Source organism: Streptomyces sp. NPDC004610 (assembly GCF_040609715.1).
In the GTDB taxonomy this organism is placed as follows: domain Bacteria; phylum Actinomycetota; class Actinomycetes; order Streptomycetales; family Streptomycetaceae; genus Streptomyces.
This window is the reverse complement of the sequence record NZ_JBEXLA010000026.1, coordinates 104,146-128,449: the sequence shown is the minus strand read 5'-3', so window position 1 is coordinate 128,449 and position 24,304 is coordinate 104,146. Positions and strand designations below refer to the sequence as shown.

Here is a 24,304-nt window from a genome sequence, read left to right as displayed (position 1 = left end):
CGCGCTTGACCTGGGCATTGGTACATACCAAAATCCATCCACACCCGTACGAGCCTCGCTCGTCCCCCCACATCGGGTCTTTTTTCCCTGTGCGTCAGAAAGAACAGGACACGACCCTCGTGAGACGTCGCCTATTGGCCATCGTGTGCGTATCCGCCTCCCTGGTGAGCGGCTGCGGTCTGCTGCCCGGCTCCGACTCGGACCGCCGCACCGTGACCGTGTGGCTGATGAAGGACAGCGCGTCCCAGGAATTCCTGGACCGCTTCACCGAGGACTTCGAGAACCAGAACCCCGACTTCGCCCTGGACATCCAGATCCAGCAGTGGACCGGGATCGGCCCCAAGGTGGAGGAGGCGCTGAAGCCCGGCACCGACGACCCCGACGGCCCCGATGTCATCGAGGTCGGCAACACCCAGGTCCCGACCTATGTCGACGGGGGACGGCTGCTGGACCTCACCCTGGAGTCGGTGCGCGACTGGGGCAGCAAGGACTGGCTGCCGGGTCTCGCCGAGCCCGGCCAGCTCCGCTCCCACCAGTACGGCATCCCCTGGTACGCGGCCAACCGGGTGGTCATCTACCGCAAGGACCTCTTCGAGGAGGCCGGCATCACCGAGCCCCCCAAGGACCGCGAGGAGTGGCTCGCGGCCACCGAGGAACTCAACACCGACGGCAACCAGGGCATCTACCTCGCCGGACAGGACTGGTACACCCTCGCCGGATTCATCTGGGACGAGGACGGCGACCTCGCCGTGGAGAACGGCGCCGTCTGGGAGGGCTCGCTCGCCACCCCGGAGGCGCTCAGCGGCATGGAGTTCTACCAGCAGTTGCAGGGCCTCGGCGCCGGACCGGTCGACGCCGACGAGCAGACCCCGCCGCTGACCGATGTCTTCGCCGAGGGCCAGGTCGCCCAGATCATCGCGGTGCCCGGCAGCGCCCAGGCCATCCTGGACAGCAACCCCGACCTCAAGGGCAAGCTGGGCTACTTCCCGGTGCCGGGCAAGACCGCCGACGAGCCGGGCGCGGTCTTCACCGGCGGCTCCGACCTGATCATCCCGCGCCACGCCGACGAGCGGGACGGCGCCATCGCGGTGATCGAGATGCTGGCCGGCGCCAAGTGGAACGCCGAACTCGCCCGCACCATGAACTACGTCCCCAACAAGGCGAGCCTCGCCTCCGCGCTCTCCGGCGAGGAGGGCGCCGCCGCCATGGCCGAGGGCGCCGCCCAGGGCCGGGCGACCCCCTCCACACCCGAGTGGTCCAAGGTCGAGGCGGACAACCCGATCAAGACGTACATGACCAAGGTCCTCACCGGCACCGACGCGGAGACCGCGGCCGAGCAGGCGTCGAACGAGATCACCGAGGCGCTGTCCAGCCCCGGATGACCGGACCGGACGGCGGATCGCGGCGGGGAACCGGATACCAGGTACCACGTACTGATATCCGGTTCCCCGCCGCTCGTTCACCGCGCCACATTCACCGCGCCACATTCACCGCGCCACGCTCACCGCGCCGCGTTCACCGCGCCACGCTCAGTGACAGGGCGAACCGGCCCTCCCGGTCCGTCCACCAGTGGGTCAGGTCCAGCCCGGCGGCGGCCAGTTCCGCTCGGACGCCGTCCTCCCGGAACTTCGCCGACACCTCCGTGCGCAGTTCCTCGCCCGCCGCGAAGTCCACGGCGAGATCCAGCGCGGGCAGCTTCACGGTCTGCGCGGTACGGGCCCGCAGCCGCATCTCGATCCACTCCCGCTCCGCGTCCCACAGGGCCACATGGTCGAAGGCGCCGGGGTCGAAATCGGCGCCCAGCTCACGGTTGACGACCAGCAGGACGTTCTTGTTGAACGAGGCCGTCACCCCGGCCGCGTCGTCATAGGCACGGACCAGGACGCCCTCGTCCTTCACCAGGTCGGTCCCCAGCAGCAGGGCGTCACCGGGGGACAGCAGCGCGCGGATCGACGCCAGGAACTCCGCGCGCTCGGCGGGCAGCAGATTGCCGACGGTGCCGCCGAGGAACGCCAGCAGCCGCGGCCCCGGCGTCCCCGGCAGCGACAGCGAGGCCGTGAAATCGGCGATCAGGGCATGCACCCGCAGCCCCGGCCGCTCGGCCACCAGCGCCCGCCCCGCCCCGGTGAGGGCGCTCTCACTGACATCGACGGGGACGTACACCTCGACGCCGGTGAGCGCGTCGAGGAGGTGGCGGGTCTTCTCCGAGGAGCCCGAGCCCAGCTCCACCAGGGTGCGGGCACCGGCCGCCGCCGCGATCTCCCCGGCGCGGGTGCGCAGGATCTCCCGTTCGGCGCGGGTCGGGTAGTACTCGGGCAGCTCGGTGATGCGCTCGAACAGCTCACTGCCCCGGGCGTCGTAGAACCACTTGGGCGGCAGGGTCTTCGGGGTGGCGGTCAGACCGTGCAGGACATCCGCGCGCAGCGCGGCCCCGGTGGCGTTCTCGGGCAGGGTGCGGGACACGTCGAACGGGCTCACGTACGGGACTCCTTGCGGGATGGGGATGCCGCCTCGGCGTGCCCCGCGGCCGGGGTCCGCTCCTTCAGCGGGGTCAGCAGCACATCGGCGCGTCGCGCCACCAGCAGCGTCCGGTCGGGGACCTCCTGCCAGCGCGGATCGTCGTCGTACGGCTCGGAGGCGACGACCGTGCCGTCGCCCGGCCGCGACAGATACCAGAGGGTGTCGCCCCAGGCGGTGGCGGCGATGGCGGTGCCGTCGGTGAGCAGCAGGTTCAGCCGGGACGCCGGGGCCGCCGCGGCGACCGCCCGGACCGTTCCGGAGAGGGCCCCGCCCAGCTCCTGCCCGGCGCGCAGCCGGTCCAGGACCAGCGCCCAGACGAACGCCGAGTCGCTGCGCGCCTCCAGTGACAGCAGCGCCACCGGCGGCACCTCACGGGCCAGCGGGGCGAGCGCGTCGGGCCAGCCCGCGACCGACCCGTTGTGGCTGAACAGCCAGCGCCCGGCGGCGAACGGGGCCGCCGCCGCCTCCCTGTCGGCCCCCGGCAGCGTGGCGTCCCGTACCGCGCCGAGCAGGGCGGTGGTCCGCACCACCCGGGCGAGATCCGGTAGTGAGACATCGCCCCAGATCGGCCCGGCCCGGCGGTAGCGGGCCGGCACCGGATCGCCCTCCGCGTACCAGCCGACCCCGAAGCCATCGGCGTTGACCGTCCCGTGCCGCTGGCGGCGCGGCTCCCAGGACTGGCGCAGCAGACTGTGCTCCGGCTCCGTCAGCAGCGCCCGCAGCGGCACCGACGGCCCCAGATAGGCCAGATGGCGGCACATCAGACGGCCCCCGAGCGGGCGGTGCGGAACCCGGAGAAGATCTGCCGCCGGATCGGCAGGTCCCAGTTGCGGAAGGTGCCCCGGCAGGCCACCTCGTCCACCGCGAACGAACCGCCCCGCAGCACCTTGTGGCCGGGCCCGAAGAACACCTCCGAGTACTCCTTGTACGGGAACGCGGTGAAGCCCGGGTACGGCAGGAAGTCGCTCGCCGTCCACTCCCACACATCCCCGATCAGCTGCCGCACCCCGAACGCCGACCGGCCGTCCGGATAGCTCCCGGCCGGTGCCGGGCGCAGATGCCGCTGCCCCAGATTGGCGTGCTCGGGCGCCGGATCGGCGTCGCCCCACGGGTAGCGCCGCGAGGCGCCGGTCGCCGGGTCGAAACGGGCGGCCTTCTCCCACTCGGCCTCGGTGGGCAGCCGCCGCCCGGCCCAGCGGGCGTAGGCGTCGGCCTCGTACCAGCTGACATGGACCACCGGCTCGTCGGGCGGCACCGGCTCGACGGTGCCGAAGCGGCGGCGCAGCCACTGCCCGGCGTCCCGCTGCCAGAACTGGGGGGCGTGGATGCCGGTGCGGCGGATGTGGGTCCAGCCGTCCGGCGCCCACCAGCGCGGGTCGTCGTAGCCGCCGTCCTCGATGAAGCGCAGATAGGCGCCGTTGGTGACGGGGGTGGTGTCGAGGTGGAAGGGGGGTACGTCCCGCCGGTGCGCGGGCCGTTCGTTGTCCAGCGCCCAGGGTTCGGTGGAGGTGCCCATGGTGAACGGGCCGCCGGGGATCAGCACCTCGGCGGGGCCGGTCAGCAGTGGCGCGGGCGCCGGATCGGGGGCGGTCAGGGCCTGCGGACCGGCCCGGAGCTGATGGGTGATCAGCATGGTCTCGTCGTGCTGCTGCTCGTGCTGGGCGATCATCCCGAACACGAAACCCGCCTCGGTCAGCCGGGTCGTGCCGTGGAACGCCGCCGACTCCAGCACATCCAGGGCCCGCCCGCGCACCTCGGCCGCGTACCGCCGGGCCTCCCCGGGTGCCAGCAGCGGCAGTGCCGGCCGTGCCGACCGGGGATGCTCGAAGGCGTCGTAGAGGCTGTCTATCTCGGGGCGGAGGGCGTCCTGCCCGGCCACCGCCCGCAGCAGCCACTGCTCCTCCTGGTTGCCGATGTGCGCCAGGTCCCACACCAGCGGCGACATCAGCGGTGAGTGCTGCGCGGTCAGCTCCGGCTCCTCCACACAGGAGGTGAGCAGCGTGGTGCGGTCCCGGGCGGCGAGCAGCGAGGCCAGCGCCCGGGTGCGCAGCGCCTCCCCGTCGAAGGCGGGTCCGCCGGTCGTCTCGTGCGTCATGGTCACTGGTCCTCCCCGCGCGGGCCGTGCGCCGTACCGCCCACCTGGTCGAGCAGCTCGTCGGCCGGAGTACGGCCCGGAATCACATAGCGCTCCTGGTACGCCCGTACGGCGTCGATGATCTCGGTGGTGGCGCCCAGGCGGGGCAGGGCCTCGACCGCCGCCGCGAAGCAGATCCGGGCCGCCTCGTGCAGCTCGGGGTCGCCCAGCGCCTCACGGGCCGCGGCGATCCACAGCGGATTGTGGGGCGCGGGCAGCGCCAGCGCCCGTTCCGCCAGCGGTTTCACCGCCCGGTAGGCGGTCTCGGCCGCCGCCGGATCGTCGAACAGCGCCGTCGTCACCGCCAGCGGCACCCGCCAGCCGTCGTCGCCGGGCTGCGCGTCGATCATCCGCAGCTCCAGATGGCCGCGCGGTCTGACCGGCGGGAACAGCGTCGAGATGTGGTAGTCGAGGTCGCCGCGGGTCGGTGGCGCCGCCGACCGGGTCCACTCCCGGAACGACAGGTCCTCCGGGACCTCCCAGGGCCCGCTGTCCCGGCGTACGCACATCACCGGGGAGTCCAGGACGTGCCGGGCCCAGGCGGTGCGCGGGTCGCCGTCCGGGGCGGGTGCGCCCGCCCGGCCGGCGCCGATGTCCATCCACATCCGCTGCCGGGTGGAGTGCCAGCCGGTGGCCGCGCGCCCGGCGATCGGGGAGTGCGCGAACGCGGCCACCAGGACCGCGCCCAGCTGATGGGCCAGCCACCAGCGCCGTCCGAGGCCGAGCGGCCCCGGCTCCTCGTATCCGGCGTCCAGGCAGACCTGTACCGAGGCCGAGGTGCACATCATGGCCCGGCCCGCCGGGCCGGTGCGGTCGAGGCAGGTCTCCATGGCGTCGTAGCGCGGCTCACGCAGAAAGCGCCGCGGGGGATGCCAGGGGTCGCTGCCGAAGCCGATCAGACTCAGGCCGTCCTCGCGCAGAGCCGCGCGGACGGCGTCGAGATCGGTGGACACGGTACCGATGCACTCCATCAGGGAGGCGGCGGGCGGTGAGCTGAGCTCCAGCTGACCGCCGGGCTCGACGGTGAGCGCCGACCTCAGAGGCAGGGTCCGCAGTGCGGCATAGGCCGCTTCGAGTCGTTCGGGTGTCACGGGGAGCCACGGGGTTCGCAGCTCATGGACGAGCCATTCCACTTCGACGCCGACGGTCCGGGGCGGTCCGGTCTTGAAACAGATGCCCCGGACCAATGCCTCGACGTCGGCTTCCGTGACAGCGGTGCGGATTTCCGTACAGTCACTTACCGAATCGGACATGTGGTGATCCTCCTGAGATGCCACCATCTCGCCACCTCGGACCGACCGGCCCGCGGCGGCGCACCCGTCCCACCCAAAACCTTTCCGGCGTCCCGCACAAGAGTGCGTAATGCGCCGTTCTCTCCCGGTAACCCTGGGTTGGGCAGCCGTTGCCGAGCGGGAAACTCCGTTGCACCGCCTCACCAGCATCGCTCAGGATCGGTCCATGAGCACGACGGGGCAGCACTACGGGGGACCCGGCCGCGCCGGGTCCGGCGGGGGAGGCGGTCCGGCCGCGAGCGGCGCGGTCATGGCGTCCACGGGGGTGGCGCCATGAGCGCCCGGCTGCGCGCCCTCGCCCAGGAGACCGAGCGGATCGTGGTCACGGGCGGCTACCGCACCGCGACCGGCCGCGACCACGACCTCGGCGCCCTGATCGCCCGCGCCGCCGACGGCACCCGGCTGTACGGCCCGGACCCGGTGGCGGTCCCGGCCGCGCCCGCCACCACCACGACCATCGAGGTGACCGGTGAGAGCAGCCTCCAGGCCGCCCGCCGTCTGGGTGAGGGCACGGCCGTCCTGAACTTCGCCTCCGCCCGCAACCCCGGCGGCGGCTACCTCAACGGCGCCCAGGCCCAGGAAGAGGCCCTCTGCCGGGCCTCCGCCCTGTACACCTGCCTGCTGCGGGCCCCGGAGTACTACGACCACCACCGCAACCACCGCGACCCGTTCTACACGGACCGCGTCATCCACTCACCCGGCGTCCCCGTCTTCCGCGACGACCGCGGCGCCCTCCTGGACACCCCGTTCACCGCGGGCTTCCTCACCTCCCCGGCCCCCAACGCCGGAGTCATCCGCCGAACGGCCCCCGACCGCGCGCCCCTCATCCCCGGCGCCCTGCGCTCCCGCGCCGCACGCGTCCTCCAGGTGGCGGCGGCCCACGGCTACCGGCGGGTGGTGCTGGGCGCCTGGGGCTGCGGGGTGTTCCAGAACGACCCGGCCACGGTCGCGGGCACCTTCCGCGCCCTGCTCCTGGACGCCCCCTTCGCCGACCGCTTCGACACGGTGACCTTCGCGATCCTGGACCGCGCCAAGGACCGGGCGACGCTGGGGGCGTTCCAGGAGACGTTCGCCTGAGCCGGGCACGCCAGTGCTTGTGGAGCCGGGGCCCGACCGTGGCGTGGAGCCGGGCCCCGACCGTGGCGCGGAGACGGGGCCCTCACCTCCACCCGTACCGCTCCTGCAACCGCCGCCGCACCGCGTTGAACCGCATCCGGTCCAGCGCGCACGCCTCCCGGCGCATCCCCGCCTCGAACAGCCGCAGCACCCGGTCGGTGTCCACCCACGACTCCCGCCCCGACCGGTCCCACGGCCCGCTCCCGATCGCCACCCAGTCCCGCTCGCCCTCGTGCCGCCTGCTGGACAACTGCACGGCGAGAAAGCTCCCGCCCGGCTCCCGGGCGACGACCAGCACCGGCCGGTCCTTGCCCCGCCCGTCCCGCTCCTCGAAGGGCACCCAGGTCCACACCACCTCACCCGGATCGGGGTCGCCGTCGTGCGCGGGCGAGTACTCGGTCCGCACCGGCCCGATGACCCGGGGGTCGGCCTCGACGGTGGCGAAGGGCCCGGAGCGGCCCGGGGCGTTCTCATCGGTGTACGCAGTCACGGGGGCACCCTAAGGGGCACCCCCGTGTCCGTGCCGGACGGCCGACGCGGTCAGGCGTCGTCCACCGCCACCTTCTCGGTGAGCGGGACCGCCGGTGAACTCCCGTTGAGATGCGGGCCCTTCTGGCCGTCGTTCATCGTGGTGAGCAACTGCCGGGCCAGGCCCAGACCCGTGCCGCCCATGGTCAGCGCCTTGGCGAACAACTCACCCATGCCGTCGGCGCCGTTGAGCAGCACCATGTTGTCGACATTGCCGAAGGCCGACGCGCCCGCCTCCACGATCTGCGGCCAGTTCTCGGCGAGTTGCTGGGCTACCACCGCCTCCTGGTTCTCCGCGAGGGCCGCCGCCCGCGCCTTGATCGCCTCGGCCTCGGCGAGGCCCTTCGCACGCATCGCCGCCGCCTCCGCGAGTCCCTTGGCCTGCGCGGCGGCGGCCTCGGCCTCGCCGGTCGCCCGGGTCTCCTTGGCCCGCGCCTCGGCCACCGAGATCATCGCGTCCCGCTCCGCCTCGGCGAGCGTGCGCTGCTCGTACGCCCTGGCGTCGGCCGGCTTGCGGACGTCCGCCTGGAGCTGCTGCTCGCGCCGCTGTGCGACCAGTTCGGCGACCCGGGTCTCCTGGACCACCACCTCCTGCCGGGCGGCGGCCTCCGCGAGCGGCCCCGCCTGCCGGGCCTTGGCGGCGGCCTTGTCCTGCTCCGCCTGGTACCCGGCCTTGAGGATCTCGCTGTCCCGGGTCGCCTGGGCCATCCGCCCGAACGCCAACTGCTCGGCCTCGGTGGCCAGCCGGTCGGCCTCCGCCTGGGCGATCCGGGCGTCCCGGTGCACGGCGGCGGTGTGCGGGGCGGAGAGGTTCTTGATGTACCCGGTCGGGTCCTCGATCTCATGGATCTGGAGCGAGTCCACGATCAGACCCAGCTTCTCCATCTCGGTACCGCAGGCCGCCCGCGCCTGACCGGTCAGTTTCTCCCGGTCGCGGATCATGTCCTCGACGGTCAGCCCGCCGACGATGGCCCGCAGATGACCGGCGAACACCGTGTGCACCCGCTCCGCCATCAGCTTCTGCTGGTCCAGGAACCGGCGGGCGGCATTCGCGATGGACACGAAGTCGTCGCCGACCTTGAAGATGACGACACCCCGCACCTTCAGCGGGATGCCCTGATGCGTCACACAGTCCACATGCAGTTCGGTCTGGTTGAGGTCGAGGGAGAGCTTGCGCACCGCCTGCACCCCGGGCAGCACCAGCGTGCCCCGCCCGGTGACGATACGGAATCCCATCCCCTCCTCCAGGCCCTCCAGGGCGTGTTTGGAGCCGGAGATGATGAGCGCCTCGTTGGGTTCGGCGACACGCCACATCAGTTTGAAGACGATGATCAGAACGAGGACGGCGGCGAACGCCACCCCCACCACCAAGCCGACGGTCATCGGCAAAGCACCCCCCAGGTGCCGGATGGTGCCCAGGACGGGGCACCGGATGTAAGGGGAGTGTGAAGCCGCCCAACGCCCCCTGCCTAGCGGGAGGTTGAGGCTGTTGCGCGCTCGGTACACGGTTGTGGTCGCCCTGGTGCGAACGCCCCCGGCGGTCAGCTCCCGTACATGGCCGAGACATACACCGTGCGCGGTGGCAGATACTCCACCACCATCACCACCGTGCCCCGCTCGATCCGGTCCGTGCCCGTCGCCGGGTAGGCGAGGAAGTGCTCGGCGCCGCCGCGCACCCGGACGATCACCTCGCCGACGAGCCCGGGACCGATCGTGCCGGTGACGCGTCCCATGAGCCCGACCATCGACGTATCGTCCATGGTCACAGAGTACGGGTCCAACGCGCCCAACCGGCCGGGGAATCCGGGGCGGTCCGGACCGCGGGCCACCGCTCGGGCCGCCCCGGCCCCGCCTCCGGCGACACCAGCAGCGGTCCGACTGCGCCCCGACCGGCAGCCCGTCACCGGCGCACCCGGCGGGGACGTTCACTCTGGCGCAGGGCCGTATCCGCCCGCCGGGGCACGCCGTCGAGCAGTCATCCGAGGCGGGCGGCGTCCTGGGTGGGCCGGTCGAGGAGTCCGGGCACCAGTACCTCGCGGACCCGCTCGGCGGTGGCGTGCGGCACGAACGTCGGCCCGATCCGTCCGTACGGCGGATGCGCCCGCGTCACCTCGTGGCCCGACGCGGCGAGATGCTCGGCGAGCGCGGTGACCTGGGCCGGGAACGCGGTGAACGGCGGCTTCGGCGGCTCGCCGCGATCCGCAGCCGCCCCGGGTCGCGGCGAGCCGCCTCCAGCGCCCTCACCGGCGCCGGGCGGTGCGGGTCGCGCGGATGGTTGCCGCTCGCCACGTCCAGCAGCGGGGCGGTGTCCGCGAGGGTGCGGTTGACGGTGATGCGCTGGACGGACTCGCCGTACGGCCGGGTGGACATCCGGCCGTGCTGCGGCTGGGGTCTGTCGTTCGGGTCATCCTGGCGATGAGGTTCGGCGCTCTTTCTGCCCCCGGCGAGGCCGGTCCAGGCGGCCGGGATCCGTACCGAGCCGGCGCCGTCCGACCCGAGCGCGGCCGGGACCAGCCCGGCGGCCACGGCGGCGGCCGAACACGCCCGGGGCGTGGCCCAGGTGCCAGGGATTGCGGTGGCGCCGAACGCGGGCCCCTCGGTGAACGGCCACTGGCTCAGCTCACAGGTGTTGGTCTTGCCGACGACGACTACCACTACGACGACAACGGCCCCGGCCGCGCGCAGCCGCCGGACCGCCTCGCTGTCCTCGGTGGTCGGCGGGAAGGGCCGTACAGCCGAAGGCGCTGGGCTCGCCCGCCACGTCCGTGTCGTCCTTCGCCGCGACGGGGACGCCGCGGGGTTTCTACCGAACGGTAACGTGGGGGAGGGCTTGCGGGGGTGGGGTTGGGAGGATGGGGGGCGCCCGGCGGGGACGAGGGGCCCAGCGGCGGGTGGGGACAGGGGGCTCAGCCGTGTGCGCCCTGCGTCCTCGCCCCCGTCCGTAGTCCGTCCATCAGCAGGGCGATCAGGCGGTCCGCCTGGCCCCGCCAGTCGCCTGTGACATCCAGCCGGAGCAGTCCGCTCATCGCGAGCACCACATCCGCCGTGGTGAGGTCGTCCCGGATGCGCCCCGCGGCGGCACCCGCCTCGACCAGGGTGGCGATGGTGGTGTAGACGCTGGTGTACGTCGCCGACTCCCAGGTGTCGTGCGGGCCGAACGCCCGCAGCGCCTCGGACATCTGCTGCTTGGTGACCAGCAGGCTCGCCAGCCGCCGCATCCACTCCTGGAACGCCTCGTCCGCGGGCAGGGTGTCCAGCAGTTCCGCCGCGCCCGAGCAGAGCTGCTCCACCTCGTGCTCATAGGTGGCCAGAACCAGTGACTCACGGTTGGGGAAGTGCCGGTAGAGGGTGCCGATCCCGACCCCGGCGGCCTTGGCGATGCCGCCCAGGGAGGCGTTGTCACCGGCCGCGCTGAACTCGTGCAGGGCGGCGGCGAGCAGCTTCTCCCGGTTGCGCCGGGCGTGGGCGCGGACGGGCCGGGCGGGGCCCGGTGCGGCGGCGGCGTCGGTCGCCGTCGCGGGACGCGGCTGTTCGGGCATCGGGGCTCCCCGGATCGATCGACGAGGGTCGGCCGACCCCTCCGGCCGCCTCCCCGCCGTGCTTACCGGAGGATGGTCCGGTTTCGGACATCGTACAACCGAGCGGGTGGGGGGAGGGGGGCCGTGGTGGCGGCAGGCCGGGTCGGGGCCGCTCCGCGGGTCAGCCGGTGGGATCCGTACCGGGATCCCCGCCGGCCCCCGGGAGCGGGGACAGCGGGCGGGACGCCCCGTGGCGGGTCTCCGTGGGGGTCAGGCCGAACTCCTGGCGGAACGCCGTCGTGAAGGAGGCGTGGCTGCCGAAGCCGCAGGAGTGGGCGATCCGGGAGATCGAATGGCTGCCCCACGCCGGGCTCGCCAGCCGGCTCTTGGCGAGATTCAGCCGCTCCCGCCGGATCAGGTCCCGGGGGGTGGTGTCGGCGGCGCGCAGCACCTGCTGCACATAGCGGGTCGACCAGCCGAGCGCCCGCGCGATGGAGGCGACCCCGAGGCCGTCCTCGTCGGCGTGCTCGCGCACATAGCGCCGGATCGACGCCTCCACCGTGGCCCGCTGCCCGGCCGGCGCCGAGTCGGTGCCGCCCTCGGCGGCCAGGCACACCAGGTCCAGCAGCCGGTCGCAGGCGAGGTCGAACGTCGTCTCCGAGAACGCCGTCCGCTCCTCCTGGAGGGTCGCCACCATCTGCCGGACGAGCCGTCCTAGGCCCCGGTCGCCGGTGAGCAGCCGGGGCTGCCGGGCCGCCGCCGGACTGCGCCGGGTGATGCTGTCGCCCTGCACGATCAAGGAGACGGACCGGAACCCGGCGTCATGGGCGAAGGTCAGCGGCCGGTCGATGTCGCACAGCACCATCGAGCCCGCGCCCAGCTCGGTGCCGGCGCCGCCCTGCTCGACCCAGGCCGAACCGGCGAGCGGCACCAGCAGTTCGTAGGTGCCCCGGGGGTCGCTGCGGATGTGCCGGGCGTCCCGGGAGACCAGTTCCTGGCCTCCGTCGCACATCGCGAGGCCGTAGGCGCCGGACCGCTGCCAGTGCAGCTCGCTCGACCAGGGCGCTCGCGGATCGCGCACGCTGATCCGGCTCGCGCCGTGCACCTCCGAGAAGACCTCGTCCCAGTCGCCGACCGAGGAGATCTCCGCCGTCTCACCACAGGAATACACACCTCATCGTATCGAAGAGGCGTTCGGTGAGGGCGGGTTGCCGGAAGCCGGCGGTGCGGGCGGCAGGTGTGCGCCGCCCGGCAAGGTCCGCGCGCCGGGGCGAAAGACGCGGGGCCGACCGCCGCCGAGCATGGAAGCGCCGCGGAGCGGCTCCGCGGCCGTACGGCACCGGAACGGAAAGACGGAAAGGCCGAGGCATTTCATGGAGAAGAACCTGCGCGGGAAGGTCGCCCTCGTGACCGGCGGGAGCCGGGGGCTCGGCGCCGCCGCGGCCCGGCGGCTGGCGGCGGCCGGAGCGGATGTGGCGCTCAGCTATGAGAAATCCGCGCACAAGGCGGAGACCGTCGCGAAGGAAATCGAGGAATTCGGCGTACGGGCCCATGCCTATCGCGCGGATCAGGGCGACCGCGACGAGGCGATCGGTCTCGTGGCCGAGGTCGCCGAGCGTTTCGGGCAGATCGACATCCTGGTCAACAACGCGGCCGTGTTCGCCGGCGGCGGCCCCCTGGGATCGCTGAGCCAGGAGGAGTCACGGCGACTCTGGGACATCAATGTGCACGGTGTGGTGACCACCACCACCGAGGCGCTGCGGCACATGCCGGACGGCGGCCGGATCATCTCCATCGGCAGTGTCTCCGCCCGGCGCGCATTCGCCGGCGGATTCGGCGACTACGGCGCCACCAAGGCCGCCATCAGCGCGTACGGGCGTTCCTGGGCCCATGAACTCGCCCCGCGTGAGATCACCGTTAACACGGTCGTGTCCGCCTTCGCGCTGACCGACATGGGAATTCCGCAGGAGAGCGAGATCGGAAAGGTGCTGCTTTCCCTCGCGCCTTTCCACCGCTATGCGCGCCCCGAGGAGGTCGCCGCCGCGGTGGGGTTCCTGGCCGGTCCCGACGCGTCCTACATCACCGGCACCGATCTCGACGTCGACGGCGGCTGGAACGCGTAGACCGGACCCGGGGACGGCGGCGGACGGGAATCGCCCACAGTTTTTGCCAGCTCTTGAGAAGGTGTTCAGACGCCGTACAGAAAGGCGGCCGGACCGGCGGTTTCGGCAGCTCAACTAGGTCATTTTAACGAAGCCGGGGTACTCGGTGAGACCTAGCTTGTTCCTGCCCTAACAGATACACCGCAAAAGGAGCCATCACATGGCAACCGTCAAGAACATCGTCCTCGTCCATGGGGGCTTCGTCGACGGCTCCGGCTGGCAGGGGGTGCACCGCATCCTCACCCGTGAAGGGTTCAACGTCAGCATCGTGCAGAACCCCACTGAGTCCCTCGCCGGCGACGTCAAGGCCACCCACCAGGTCATCGAGGCCCAGGACGGACCCGTCGTGCTGGTCGGCCACTCCTACGGCGGTGTCGTCGCCACCGAGGCCGGTCTGCACGACCAGGTCGCCGCGCTCGTCTACATCGCGGCGTTCGCCCCCGACAAGGGCGAGTCCGTCAGCTCCCTGATCGCCGACCCGCCCCCCGGCGCCCCGGTTCCGCCGATCCTGCCCCCGCAGAACGGCTATCTGTTCCTGGACCGCGACAAGTTCGCCGAGGCGTTCGCCGCCGACCTGGACGCCGAGGACGCCAAGTTCCTCGCCGACTCCCAGGTGCCGTGGGGTCTCGACGCCCTCAACGGAGCGGTCACCGAGGCGTCCTGGGCCGGCAAGCCGAGCTGGTACCTGGTGGCGTCCGACGACAAGATGATTCCTCCGCCCGCCCAGCGCATCATGGCGGAGCGGGCCGGGGCCACGGTCACCGAGGTCCCGGGCAGCCACGCGGTCTATGTCTCCCGGCCCGAGGCCGTCGCCGAGATCATCAAGCAGGCCGCCACCGCCTGATCCCCGCGGCTCCTCTCCCTCTCCCCAAGCGGCCGGCCGTTCAGCGGACCGGCCGCTTGTCGGTGCCGAGTCGGGCGAGCGCGGTACCGTCACCCGGGCCATCGAGGCCACGGGCGCGCGTCACGCCGCGCCCGCCCGCTCAAGGCGCCTCAGGCTACGACCACCTGCTCAGGCGCCCGCGCCAGGGCCGCCCGTTCACGCGCCTCTCCCCCCGCTACGACCGCCCGCTCTCTGCGTCCTGCGCTACGACCACCCGCTCAGCGTGCCCCCGCCACGGCCGCCGGTTGACGCGCCCCCCGCCCCGACCGTCCGTCCCGCGCCCCCCGCTACGACTGCCCGCTCAGCGCGTCCCGCAGCCCCGCCCGGGATGTCACATTCAGCTTCGGGAACACATTGCGCAGATGCGCCGCCACCGTCCGGGGCGACAGGAACAACTGCGCGGCGATCTGCTTGTTGGTCAGCCCGGTCGCCGCCAGCTGCGCCACCTGCTGCTCCTGCGGGGTGAGCAGCGCGAGCCGCTCCGCCCCGGGACCCGTGGTGCGCACCGCGACCCCGGTGGCCCGCAGTTCGCTCGCCGCCCGCGCGCTCCACGGCTCGGCGCCCAGGCGCTGGAACGTGCTCAGCGCCGCGTCCAGATGCGTCCGCGCCGCCACCGCCGCCTTCGCCCGCCGCAGCCGCTCCCCGTACGCCAGGCAGATCCGCGCCCAGTCGAACGGCCAGCGTTCGGCGCCGGGGGAGTCGATGGCGACGGCGAACAGCTCGTGGTCGATGGTGTCCGGCTGGGCCATCGCCTCCGCCGCCGCCGTCAGCATCGCCAGCCGCGGGGACAGCGACGGCACCCCGGCCTCCTTGACGGCCGCGATGTGCGCGAGCGCCTCGGCGTGCCGCCCGGTGCGGGCCGCGGCCTCGGTGAAGTCGAAGAACAGCCACAGGCTGTGCGCCAGATGCCGGGGCAGCTCACCGGGCGTGGTCACCGCCCGCAGCCGACGGTAGGCGGCCTCGAAGTCCGCGCCGCCCAGCGCCGACAGCGCCCCGATGTGCGCCCCGTACATCCGCAGCGAGCCCAGCCCCCGGGGATTGCCCCAGGACACCAGCCGGTCGGCCAGCTCCCGCGCCTCCTGCTCCCGGCCCCGCGCGGCGGCCAGCATGCCCCGCAGAAAGTGCCCCACATGGGCCGTCATGCGGTAGCTGTACGCCGTGCACCACTGGAGGCCCTCGTCCACGACCTCCGTCAGGTCGTCCCACTGACCGGTGTAGTAGGCGTCGTTGCCCAGCAGGAACAGCGCCTCGATAGCCGAGGTGATGGCCCCGCCGTCCCGCCCGTCGTCGATGACCCGGCGCAGCGCGCTGCGGCACCCCGGCAGCCGGTCGACATAGGAGGCGGCGGTGGCGGTACGGATGATCCGCCGGGGGTCGGTCTCCCGGTACAGGCCGGGGATCAGCCGGTCGAGGTCGTCCAGCACCTCAGACGCCCGGTACGCGGGGTCGCCGAACGCCCCGGACACCACCGGCACCAGGGTGTCGGGGGCCAGCGGCCCGATCCGCGCCACCGCGTTCTCCCAGGACTCCCAGAGATCGGGCCGCCCGCCGAAGTGGCAGAGCATCAGCAGCATGTGGAGGGCGTCGACGACGATGTCATCGACCTCGCCGCCGCCCTGGACATGGTTGTCGACGGCGCCGACGAGCAGCCGGTGGGCGGTGTCGGCGTCGCCCTCGCCGTTGAGCAGCTGCCCGGCCGCCGCGACCGCCGCGGCCAGCGAGTCGGCGCCCACCGGGTCGGCGAGCGCCGCGTTGTCCAGCAGCGCGCGGACACTGCGCAGGTCGCCGGTGATGTTGACGCCCATGCACGCCGCCTCGGCCAGTCTGCGGCCCTTCAGCGGCCCGGTGCTGGACAGTTCGGCCGCGCGCAGCAGGGTGGTGATGGCGCCGACCGCGTCACCCCGGCGCAGGGTGTTGTAGGCGACCTCGTGGAGCAGCGCGGCCACCTCGTCGTCGGGGCCCACCGCCGCGTCGGCCAGATGCCGGGCCCGGTGCTCCGACCCCTCCGGGAACTCCCCGGCCAGCGCCAGATGCCCCCAGCGCCGCTCCTCGCTGGTCGACCACTCCATCACCGCCGAGCGGGTCAGCGGATGCCGGAACACCAGCCGTCCGGTCACCGCGTCCACCTGCACCAGCCCCGCCCGCTCGGCCGGGCCCAGCTCACCGAGCGCGGCGCTCCCGCCGCTCGACGCCCGCTGGAGGATGTGCAGATCACCGGAGCCGTCCAGCACCGCGAGCAGCAGCAGCCGCCGGGTCGCCTCGGGCAGCGCGCCCACCCGGACGGCGAAGATCGCCTTGAGCCGTTCGGTCAGCGGCAGCACGGCCGGCAGCGGGCCGCGCTCGGTCTGCTGCGCCTCGTTGAGGGTGACCGGCAGTTCCAGCAGGGCGAGCGGGTTGCCGCCCGCCTCGGTGACGAGCCGGTGCCGGACCCGGGCGGTCATCGCCGGGAAGCGTTCCTCGACCAGGGCGTGCGCGGAGTGCTCGTCCAGCGGGTGGACCTCGTGCCGGGGTATGCGGGTGCTGCTGAGGAACGATTCGTCGCCGGTGCGGGCGGCGGCCAGCAGCACCATGGCGTTGGTGCGGGCATAGCGGGCGACCGTCGCCAGCACGGCCGCGCTGGGCCGGTCCAGCCAGGCCACGTCGTCGATGACCAGCGCCAGCGGCCCGCCCTCGGCGGTGGTCCGGTTCAGCAGCACCTGGACGGCGTTGGTGACCGCGAGGAGTTCGGCGGGCTGCTCGTCGGAGAGGCCCCGGATGGCCTGGAGGATGCCCGCCTGCCGTTCGGGGAGGGCGGCGATATGACCGGCGAGCGGCTGGAGGAGCTGGTTGAGCGCCGAGAAGCTGACACTCTGCTCGAACTGCGAGCCGACCACCCGCAGTACCCGGAAACCGGCCTGTTCGGCGCGGGCCGCCGCCTCGTCCAGCAGCGCGCTCTTGCCCACCCCGGCCTCGCCGGTCAGCATCAGCGCGGTGCCCCGGGTGGCGGCCGAGCCGAGCAGTTCGTCGAACAGCTCCAGCTCCGCCGTACGGCCGACCAGGCGGCCCGCCGGGGGTATGCCGGGGCCCTCGGCCGCGCTGCCGTCGGCGTCGTCGAACCGGCCGTCCGCCGTGGCCGGCGGTGATGGGGACGACATGGTGCCTCCCGTCGTGGTCGAGCTGGATCAGCGACAGGACGGTGGGGGAGAAGGAAAGTTCGGTGAAATCTGTGTGAACTGCGTCACATCATAGGGTGAGGGTCCGTCAAAGCGGTGGGCCGGGGCCGTGATTCCTGCGATCCGCCGGACCGCCAGCCTCATGATCCACTGGGGCCACGACCCGCCAGGGCCGGGATCCACCGGGGCCGGGATCCACCGGGGCCGGGATCCACCGGGGCCGGGATCCATGGCCCCCGGCCCCGACACCCGGCCCCGACACCCGGCCCCGGCCTTGGCTCAAGTGCCGTCGGTCGGGTCAGCTCGCGGCGGGCGGCGAGGGCAGACCCCACTGCGAGTAGTCCAGCTCCCCGTCACCGCTCTTGGTGAGCAGATCCTTCTTGCCGGACTCCCAGGCGATGGCGAGCTTGTCGCCGCTGGAGATCTCGACCGTGCCGTTGGTCCGGTCGGTGCTGTTCTTGTCGACACAGCTCAGGGTGATCGCGGTCTCCTTGAGCAGACCGTCACAGGCGTGCCGTGTCTTGCCGTCATTGCTCTGGAAGGCGAGCATCACCGTCTGCCCCTGGATGATCATGGCCACCTGGTCGACATCCGACTCACCGAGCCAGCCGCCGTCCAGCTTCACCGCGCCGTCGCTCGCGCTCGCGGCCGGGGAGCCGCTCGGGCTCGGGGAGGTGGCGGTGTCCGCGGCGGGAGCCGTGGCCGAGGGAGAGGCCGAGGGCGAGGCGGCGGCGCTGTCGTCGCCGGAGTCGTCGCCGCCGCAGCCGGTCAGCAGCAGCGCGCCGAGGCCGACGCCGGCGAGGGTCACAAGGGTGGACTTGCGCATGGGTGTGTTCTCCGAGTGATCGAGGGTTCGAGGGTTTCAGGGCGTGCGGAACCTGGGCCCCGTACGAAGGTGGAGAGAAGAGGAACGAGAGACGGCGGGGTTTCAGACCCCGGACGGGACGTCGGTCCGCGGAGTGCCCGCGCCGGCCGGCGCCGGGCCGCTCTCGCTGAGGCCGAACCGGTCGTGGAAGCGGCGCAGCGGACCGGGCGCGTACCAGGCCGTGCGGCCCAGCAGGCGCATCGCGGCGGGCAGCAGCACCCCGCGTACCGCGACCGCGTCGATGAGGATGGCCAGACCGCTGCCGAGGCCGAACATCTGCATGAAGCTGACCTGCGCGGTGGCGAAGGCGAAGAAGCCGACGGCGAGCAGACAGGCGGCGGCGCTGACGATCCGCCCGGTGTGGCCGAGGCCGTTGACGACGGCGGTGTAGGTGGTCTCCCCGTGGTCGTGCAGCTCCTTGACCCGGCTGGTGACGAACACCTCGTAGTCCATGGACAGTCCGAAGGCGATGCAGAACAGCAGCACCGTCATGGAGGTGTCCATCGGCTGCGGGGTGAAGCCGAGCAGGGAGCTGAGATGGCCGTCCTGGAAGATCCAGGTCATCGCGCCGATCGCGGCGGCCAGGCTGACGATGTTCAGCAGCAGCGCCCGGACGGGCTGGACGATGCTGCCGGTGAACAGGAACAGCAGGATGAACGTCGTCAGCGCGACCAGCCCGCCCGCCAGCGGCAGCCGGTCGGCGATGGAGTCCTTGGTGTCGACGAGTTCGGCGTCCCCGCCGCCCACCAGGGTGAGCGTGGCGCCCTCGGGGCCCGGGGTTGCGCGGACCGTGCCGACCAGGGCCTGGGCGTCCTCGGACTTCGGGGCCGCCGTGCCGATCACGCTGACCCGCATGGCGTCCGGTCGTTCCAGGGCCTGCGCGGCGGGGCCGGGGGCCTGCCAGTCGTCCGGGGTGTAGGTGCCGGTGGCCGCCTCGACGCGGCTCACCCCGGGCAGCTTCGCGAGGGACTCGGCGTAGGCGTCGAGCGCCGCGTAGCCGATGTCGCCGTCGGCGACGACCTGGACGGCCGCCTCGTCGTCCCCGGCGAAGTCGGCGCGCAGGGCGGCGGAGACCTGGCGGCTCTCGGCGTCCTCGGGCAGCACCCGTTCGTCGGGGGTGCCGAAGGTGACCCCGAGCAGCGGGGCGGCGGCCAGCAGCAGCACGGCCAGCACCGGCAGCCCGGTCAGCACCGGCCGGCGCATCACCGCACCGGCGAGCCGGCCCCAGAACGGCGCCCGGTGCCCGCCCCCGGAGCGCTTCGGCAGCGGGATGCGGCCCTTGTTGACCTTGTGGCCGAGCAGCATCAGCAGCGCCGGCATCACGAACAGCGTGCCGACCGCCGCGATCACCACGACCCCGACCCCGGCGTAGGCGAACGACCGCAGGAAGTACTGCGGGAACACCAGCAGCGCGGTCAGCGCCACGGCCACGGTCGCCGCCGAGAAGACCACGGTCCGCCCGGCGGTGTGCACGGTCGCCCGGACCGCGTCCGCCACCGTCTCCCCGGCGGCGAGCTGCTCCCGGAACCGGCTGATCATCAGCAGCGCGTAGTCGATCCCGAGGCCGAGACCGAGGGCGGTGGTGAGGTTCACCGCGAAGATCGACACATTCGTCGCGCCGCCCAGCAGGGCGAGTTCGGCGAAGGTCCCGGCCACCGCGATGGTGCCGATCACCAGCGGCAGCAGCGCGGCGACCACCCCGCCGAACACGATCAGCAGCAACAGCAGGGTCAGCGGCACCGCGATGATCTCCGCGAGCAGCAGATCCTTCAGCACCTGGTCGGAGAGTTCCGCGCTGACCGCGGTACCGCCGCCCGCGCGGACGGTGAGGCCGTCGCGCTGGCCGGAGTAGGCCTCGATGATGTCGTGGGCGTGCTGGTCGCGGGTCGCCTCGTCGCCCTCGACATGCGCGGCCACCAGTGCCGCGGAGCCGTCCTCGGAGACCAGCGCCTCGCTGTCGGTGTCCCAGTAGGAGACGACGTTGCTGAGGGTCTCCTCCTCGCGCAGGGCGGCGACGAGTTCCTCGCCGTCCGCGCGGGCGGCCTCGTCACCGACCCGGCCGTCCCGGCTGGTGACCAGCAGGACCAGATTGGTCTCACCGCCGAATTTCTCGTCGATGAGCCGCTGGGCCCGGGTGGACTGGGAGTCGGGGTCGTCGAAGCCGCCGCCGACGAGTTTGCCGAACGCACCCGCACCGACGACCCCCATCGCGGCGACGAGCAGTGCGGCCACGATCAGGATGGCCTTGGGTCTGCGGACGGCCAGTTCTGCCACACGGTGGAACATGCGCCTATCCCTTCCGCAGCGAGCAAGTGCCGCTGCCAGTAAGGCAGTTGAGAGCAGGGAGGGAGGTGGTGCGAGCCGAGTGCGGCGCCTGGTGGAGGGCAGGCGTGAGCCTCATCAATTCGGGCATTATCTGGTGGTTTCTAACGTCTGTGAGCGATGGACGCCCACAAGACGCGGGAACGCCGGATGAGTTCGCTTGTGCAGAGGTGACCTCGGTCACAGGGGGTGGACAGGATGCCGAAATGCCGCTCGCTGTCCGTTTGTTGACGGTCGGTGGCCGGTCCGTAGCCTCCTCAGGCACACGAAAGAGGGCCGGAGCGAAAAGCTCCGGCCCTCATCAGGCGCAGGGATGCGGGGTGTGCGGGGGGGCAGGGGGTGCGGGGGCGTGGGGGGTACGGGAGTTACCGCGCTGCCCGCGGGACGCGTTACGCGGCGGCGGTCGCCCCCGCGTGCCCGTGGACCCGCTCGATGACCTCGGTCAGCTGGGCGACGACCTCGGCGTCGTCGCCGGGGTGGGTCTCGGCGAACCGGGTGACGGAGCCGGGGATGGACAGCTTCACGTCCTCCAGCACCTTGCCGCCCGCGATCCCGACCGCCTTGCGGGCCTCGTCCTGCGCCCAGACGCCGCCGTACTGGCCGAAGGCGGTGCCGACCACGGCGACCGGCTTCTCGCTGAGGGCGCTGCCGCCGTAGGGGCGGGACAGCCAGTCGATGGCGTTCTTCAGCACGGCCGGGATGGTGCCGTTGTACTCCGGCGTGAAGAACAGGAAGGCGTCGGTCGTGGCGGCGGCGTCCCGCAGCCTCTGGGCGGCGGCGGGGACGCTGCCCGGTACGTCGATGTCCTCGTTGTAGAACGGGATGTCGGCGAGGCCCTCGTACACCTGGACAGTGGTGCCGGCCGGGGCCAGCTTCACCGCGGTCTCGGCGAGCTGGCGGTTGTGGGAGCCGGCCCGGAGGCTGCCGACGAGCGCGAGGAACTGAACGGACATGGGGAACTCCAGGGGGGTGCTGAAACGTGACGGAAACACTGCTGTCATATCCGGACCGGGGTCCGTTTATGTTGTAGCACCCTAAGCGGACCACGGTCCAGTTTCATTCCCGATGCTTTACGCTGGCTTCATGTCCGCCACCATCCCGCCCTTCGGGGCGCCCCAGGAGCGCACCGCCGACGACGCCGAACTGCTCCAGCTCGGATCGGCCGACGACGAACCCTGTCTGCGCGCCGACGCGGCACGGAACCGGGCCAGGCTGCTGGAGGCCGCCGCCGCCCTGGTGGCCGAGCACGGCGCCGCCGGGCTCACGATGGACGCGGTGGCCGCGGCGGCCTCGGTCGGCAAGGGCACCGTCTTCCGCCGCTTCGGCGACCGCACGGGCCTGCTGACCGCCCTGCTCGACCACTCGGAGCGGAAGTTCCAGGCCGCCTTCCTCGGTGGCCCGCCCCCGCTCGGCCCCGGCGCCCCGCCCGAGGAGCGGCTGCGCGCCTTCGGTCTCGCCGTGCTCCGCCGCTCGGCCGACGACCTGGAACTGCAACTGGCGGCCGAGCCCCCCAGCGCCGAGCGCCGCTACGACCTGCCGCCCCGCAGACTGCTGCACGGCCATGTCGCGCTGCTGCTGCGCGAGGCCGTCCCGGACGGCGACCCCGACCTGCTCGCCCATGTGCTGCTTGCCCACCTCAGCCCCGGCCTGGTCCACCATCTGACCCGGCACTGCGGAATGCCGGTGGAGCGGCTGGAGGCGGGCTGGGAGGACCTGGTGAACCGGGTGATCGGCGGCGAACCGGTGACCGCGAGCCCGGGTTCGGGTCTGGGTTCGGGTCCGGGTTCGCGTTCGGCTTCGGCTTCGGGTCCGGCTTCGGGTTCGGCTTCGGGTTCGGGTTCGGGTTCGGAGAGCCTCCCGGCGGCGGCGGGCGGCGCCGGGGCCTGCTGACCGGCCCACGCCTGCCCGGAGCGCCCTTCTGTAGTGTCCCCACAGTGCCGACCCGGTGCCGACCCGGTGCCGACCTGGTTCGGTACCGACCCGCTTTCCGCCCGGACCCCCCGCGCCAGAACGGACGAACCTCTCCTTCCCGGCGGATGACCCCTCACCTACGCGCGTGGAAAGTCCAAGGGAAAACAACCCGAACCCGCGCGAAACCCGGCCTCCGGCCTCTGCCAAGATGCCGTACGTCATGGTGCAGATACCGAACACGCCCACGCCTGGATCCGTGCCCACGAGCGCCGATGTCGCTCGTCTCGCCGGAGTCTCGCGCGCGACCGTCTCGTACGTACTCAACAACACCAGCGCGGTCCGCATCAGCGAACCCACGCGCCGCCGGGTGCACGAGGCGGCGAAGGAACTCGGCTACGTCCCGCACGCCGCGGCCCGCAGTCTGCGCGCCGGGCACAGCCGGATCGTGCTGATGCCCTCACCGACCATCCCGGTCGGCCCGCTCCACAGCCGCTTCCTCAGCGAACTCCAGTGGGCGGTCAGCCGGCTCGACTACACCGTCGTCCAGTACGGCACCCTCGGTCTGAGCGGGGACGACGCCGCCCGCGCCTGGGCGGAGCTGCGGCCCGTCGCCGTACTGGTCCCCGACACCGGGACGGGACCGGAGGCGGTGGCGATCCTGAAACGGGCCGGCGCCCGCGCCGTCGTCACCCTCGGACCGGAGACCGTCGAGGGCGCCCACGCGCTGCTGATGGACCAGGACGAGGTCGGCCGGGCCGCCGGGGCGCATCTGCTGGCCCGGGGACGGCGCCGGATCGGGGTGGTCGTCCCCGAGGAACCGGGCCTGGAGGGCTTCTCCCGCCCCCGCCTCACCGGCGTCCGCCGCGCCCTCGACGGCAGCGGAGCGACCGTCGCGCCGCTGCCCCTCGCCTACACCGAGGAGTCCGCCGCCCGACTCGCCGCGGACTGGCCGGCCTACGACCTGGACGCGGTGTTCACCTACAACGACGAGTACGCGATGCTCCTGATGCGCGCCCTCCAGGACGAGGGCGTCCGCATCCCCGAGGACACCGCGCTGATCGGCGCCGACGATCTGATGCTCGGACGGCTGCTGCGGCCCCGGCTCAGCACCGTCCACATCGATCTCCCGGCCGGCCGGATCATCGCCGAACTCGTCGACCGGGCGGTCCGGGACCCCGCCGGGCCGCCCGAGATCCGGGACGTGCTGGGAGCCGCGGTGGTCCACCGCGACTCCAGCTGACCCGACGCACCCGCCGCCGCGCCGTCGGCGGGTACGGCTCGCCGCTCTGCGCCGCGGCGGGCTGCCCGCCCCTGGACTGACTGCCCGGCCCTGACTACCGGCCTTGGGCTGCCCGGCCCTCGATTACTCGGCCTTGGACTGCTCGGCGGCCACTGCCTTGCGGACCTCGTCCATGTCCAGGTTCCGGGCCTGGCCGATGACGTCCTTCAGGGCGGCCTCGGGCAGCGCGCCGGGCTGCGCGAACACCGCGACCTGGTCCCGGACGATCATCAGGGTCGGGATCGACCGGATGTCGAACGCCGCGGCCAGCTCCGGCTGCGCCTCGGTGTCCACCTTGCCGAACACCAGATCGGGGTTGTCCTGCGCCGCCCGCTCATAGACCGGCGCGAACTGACGGCACGGTCTGCACCACGACGCCCAGAAGTCGATCAGAACGAACCCGTTCTCCTTGACCGTCTGGTCGAAGTTCTCCTTGGTGAGCTCGACAGTGCTGCTCATGACCTGAATCCCTGCTTCCTGATGTCGGGGAAATCGTCCGGGGAACACCGCCGGACCGTCGCGTTATTCCGTCCGCTCTTCCGTACGGCACGTGCCTGCTCGCCTGCCCGTGCCCCGGCTGTGGCACACGCGCGTACCGGCCCGCGTACCCGTGTGGCCACCG

At 72.7% G+C, this 24,304-nt stretch carries 19 protein-coding genes and 2 pseudogenes; 6 read left to right on the top strand and 15 right to left on the bottom strand.

Translation table 11 applies throughout. The features are described from left to right. The first annotated feature begins 119 nt into the window (after window positions 1-119). The gene (locus ABZX40_RS26985) at window positions 120-1,382 is read left to right on the top strand and encodes an extracellular solute-binding protein (RefSeq protein ID WP_355743495.1); all 1,263 of its coding nucleotides are present in this window, start codon (window positions 120-122) and stop codon (window positions 1,380-1,382) included. Between the two features lie 133 nt (window positions 1,383-1,515). Here the strand turns inward: ABZX40_RS26985 and egtD are convergent, their stop codons facing one another. Genes egtD through egtA form a run of 4 tightly spaced genes read right to left on the bottom strand, consistent with a single transcriptional unit; the run spans window position 1,516 to window position 5,907 of the window. Next, window positions 1,516-2,478 (bottom strand): L-histidine N(alpha)-methyltransferase, encoded by a 963-nt coding sequence (egtD, locus tag ABZX40_RS26980; protein ID WP_355743498.1) that lies wholly within the window; start codon window positions 2,476-2,478, stop codon window positions 1,516-1,518. After that, the gene (egtC, locus tag ABZX40_RS26975) at window positions 2,475-3,281 is read right to left on the bottom strand and encodes an ergothioneine biosynthesis protein EgtC (RefSeq protein ID WP_355743501.1); all 807 of its coding nucleotides are present in this window, start codon (window positions 3,279-3,281) and stop codon (window positions 2,475-2,477) included. The genes egtD and egtC overlap by 4 nt, the downstream gene beginning before the upstream one ends. Continuing rightward, window positions 3,281-4,615 (bottom strand): ergothioneine biosynthesis protein EgtB, encoded by a 1,335-nt coding sequence (gene egtB, locus ABZX40_RS26970; protein WP_355743504.1) that lies wholly within the window; start codon window positions 4,613-4,615, stop codon window positions 3,281-3,283. Before egtB ends, egtC begins: the two co-directional genes overlap by 1 nt. A 2-nt stretch (window positions 4,616-4,617) precedes the next feature. Further along, the gene (gene egtA, locus ABZX40_RS26965; RefSeq protein ID WP_355743507.1) at window positions 4,618-5,907 is read right to left on the bottom strand and encodes an ergothioneine biosynthesis glutamate--cysteine ligase EgtA; all 1,290 of its coding nucleotides are present in this window, start codon (window positions 5,905-5,907) and stop codon (window positions 4,618-4,620) included. 312 nt (window positions 5,908-6,219) lie between these two features. Here egtA and ABZX40_RS26960 point away from each other — a divergent pair, with 312 nt between their 5' ends. Next, entirely contained in the window at window positions 6,220-7,023 is an 804-nt protein-coding gene (locus ABZX40_RS26960) for a TIGR02452 family protein (RefSeq protein WP_355743510.1), read from the top strand. 82 nt (window positions 7,024-7,105) lie between these two features. Here the strand turns inward: ABZX40_RS26960 and ABZX40_RS26955 are convergent, their stop codons facing one another. The 6 genes and pseudogenes from ABZX40_RS26955 to ABZX40_RS26930 form a co-directional block, all read right to left on the bottom strand. Beyond that, window positions 7,106-7,552: a type II toxin-antitoxin system PemK/MazF family toxin gene (locus ABZX40_RS26955; RefSeq protein ID WP_355743513.1), complete on the bottom strand. Its 447-nt coding sequence runs from the start codon at window positions 7,550-7,552 to the stop codon at window positions 7,106-7,108. Window positions 7,553-7,602: 50 nt separating this feature from the next. Next, window positions 7,603-8,973, bottom strand: coding sequence for an SPFH domain-containing protein (locus ABZX40_RS26950; protein WP_355743516.1), 1,371 nt, complete (start codon window positions 8,971-8,973; stop codon window positions 7,603-7,605). Between the two features lie 158 nt (window positions 8,974-9,131). After that, a complete protein-coding gene (locus ABZX40_RS26945; protein WP_355743518.1) occupies window positions 9,132-9,350 on the bottom strand; it encodes a hypothetical protein in 219 nt (72 codons plus the stop codon). A gap of 218 nt (window positions 9,351-9,568) precedes the next feature. Continuing rightward, window positions 9,569-10,384, bottom strand: a pseudogene (locus ABZX40_RS26940) (amidase family protein); the annotation flags it as partial. 112 nt (window positions 10,385-10,496) lie between these two features. Then, window positions 10,497-11,129 (bottom strand): TetR/AcrR family transcriptional regulator, encoded by a 633-nt coding sequence (locus ABZX40_RS26935; RefSeq protein ID WP_355743521.1) that lies wholly within the window; start codon window positions 11,127-11,129, stop codon window positions 10,497-10,499. Window positions 11,130-11,289: 160 nt separating this feature from the next. Beyond that, the gene (locus ABZX40_RS26930) at window positions 11,290-12,279 is read right to left on the bottom strand and encodes an AraC family transcriptional regulator (RefSeq protein ID WP_355743524.1); all 990 of its coding nucleotides are present in this window, start codon (window positions 12,277-12,279) and stop codon (window positions 11,290-11,292) included. A gap of 202 nt (window positions 12,280-12,481) precedes the next feature. Here ABZX40_RS26930 and ABZX40_RS26925 point away from each other — a divergent pair, with 202 nt between their 5' ends. Then, window positions 12,482-13,231 (top strand): SDR family oxidoreductase, encoded by a 750-nt coding sequence (locus tag ABZX40_RS26925; protein WP_355743527.1) that lies wholly within the window; start codon window positions 12,482-12,484, stop codon window positions 13,229-13,231. Between the two features lie 199 nt (window positions 13,232-13,430). Next, window positions 13,431-14,114, top strand: coding sequence for an alpha/beta hydrolase (locus ABZX40_RS26920; RefSeq protein ID WP_355743530.1), 684 nt, complete (start codon window positions 13,431-13,433; stop codon window positions 14,112-14,114). A gap of 326 nt (window positions 14,115-14,440) precedes the next feature. Here the strand turns inward: ABZX40_RS26920 and ABZX40_RS26915 are convergent, their stop codons facing one another. From ABZX40_RS26915 to ABZX40_RS26900, 4 genes are all read right to left on the bottom strand, one after another. Continuing rightward, entirely contained in the window at window positions 14,441-17,287 is a 2,847-nt protein-coding gene (locus ABZX40_RS26915) for an AAA family ATPase (protein ID WP_355743533.1), read from the bottom strand. 316 nt (window positions 17,288-17,603) lie between these two features. Further along, window positions 17,604-18,131, bottom strand: coding sequence for a hypothetical protein (locus tag ABZX40_RS26910; RefSeq protein ID WP_355743536.1), 528 nt, complete (start codon window positions 18,129-18,131; stop codon window positions 17,604-17,606). Between the two features lie 102 nt (window positions 18,132-18,233). Continuing rightward, window positions 18,234-20,456: an MMPL family transporter gene (locus tag ABZX40_RS26905; protein WP_355743539.1), complete on the bottom strand. Its 2,223-nt coding sequence runs from the start codon at window positions 20,454-20,456 to the stop codon at window positions 18,234-18,236. 425 nt (window positions 20,457-20,881) lie between these two features. Continuing rightward, window positions 20,882-21,445, bottom strand: a complete 564-nt coding sequence (locus ABZX40_RS26900; RefSeq protein WP_355743542.1) for an NADPH-dependent FMN reductase — start codon at window positions 21,443-21,445, stop codon at window positions 20,882-20,884. A 130-nt stretch (window positions 21,446-21,575) separates the two neighbouring features. On the opposite strand from ABZX40_RS26900, the pseudogene ABZX40_RS26895 reads away from it, so the two are divergent. Together ABZX40_RS26895 and ABZX40_RS26890 are read left to right on the top strand one after the other, a co-directional pair. Beyond that, a pseudogene (locus ABZX40_RS26895) lies at window positions 21,576-22,220 on the top strand (helix-turn-helix domain-containing protein); the annotation flags it as partial. A gap of 391 nt (window positions 22,221-22,611) precedes the next feature. Then, entirely contained in the window at window positions 22,612-23,643 is a 1,032-nt protein-coding gene (locus tag ABZX40_RS26890) for a LacI family DNA-binding transcriptional regulator (RefSeq protein WP_355743545.1), read from the top strand. A gap of 123 nt (window positions 23,644-23,766) precedes the next feature. Here the strand turns inward: ABZX40_RS26890 and trxA are convergent, their stop codons facing one another. After that, window positions 23,767-24,141, bottom strand: a complete 375-nt coding sequence (gene trxA, locus ABZX40_RS26885) for a thioredoxin (protein ID WP_355743548.1) — start codon at window positions 24,139-24,141, stop codon at window positions 23,767-23,769. Window positions 24,142-24,304 lie beyond the last annotated feature (163 nt).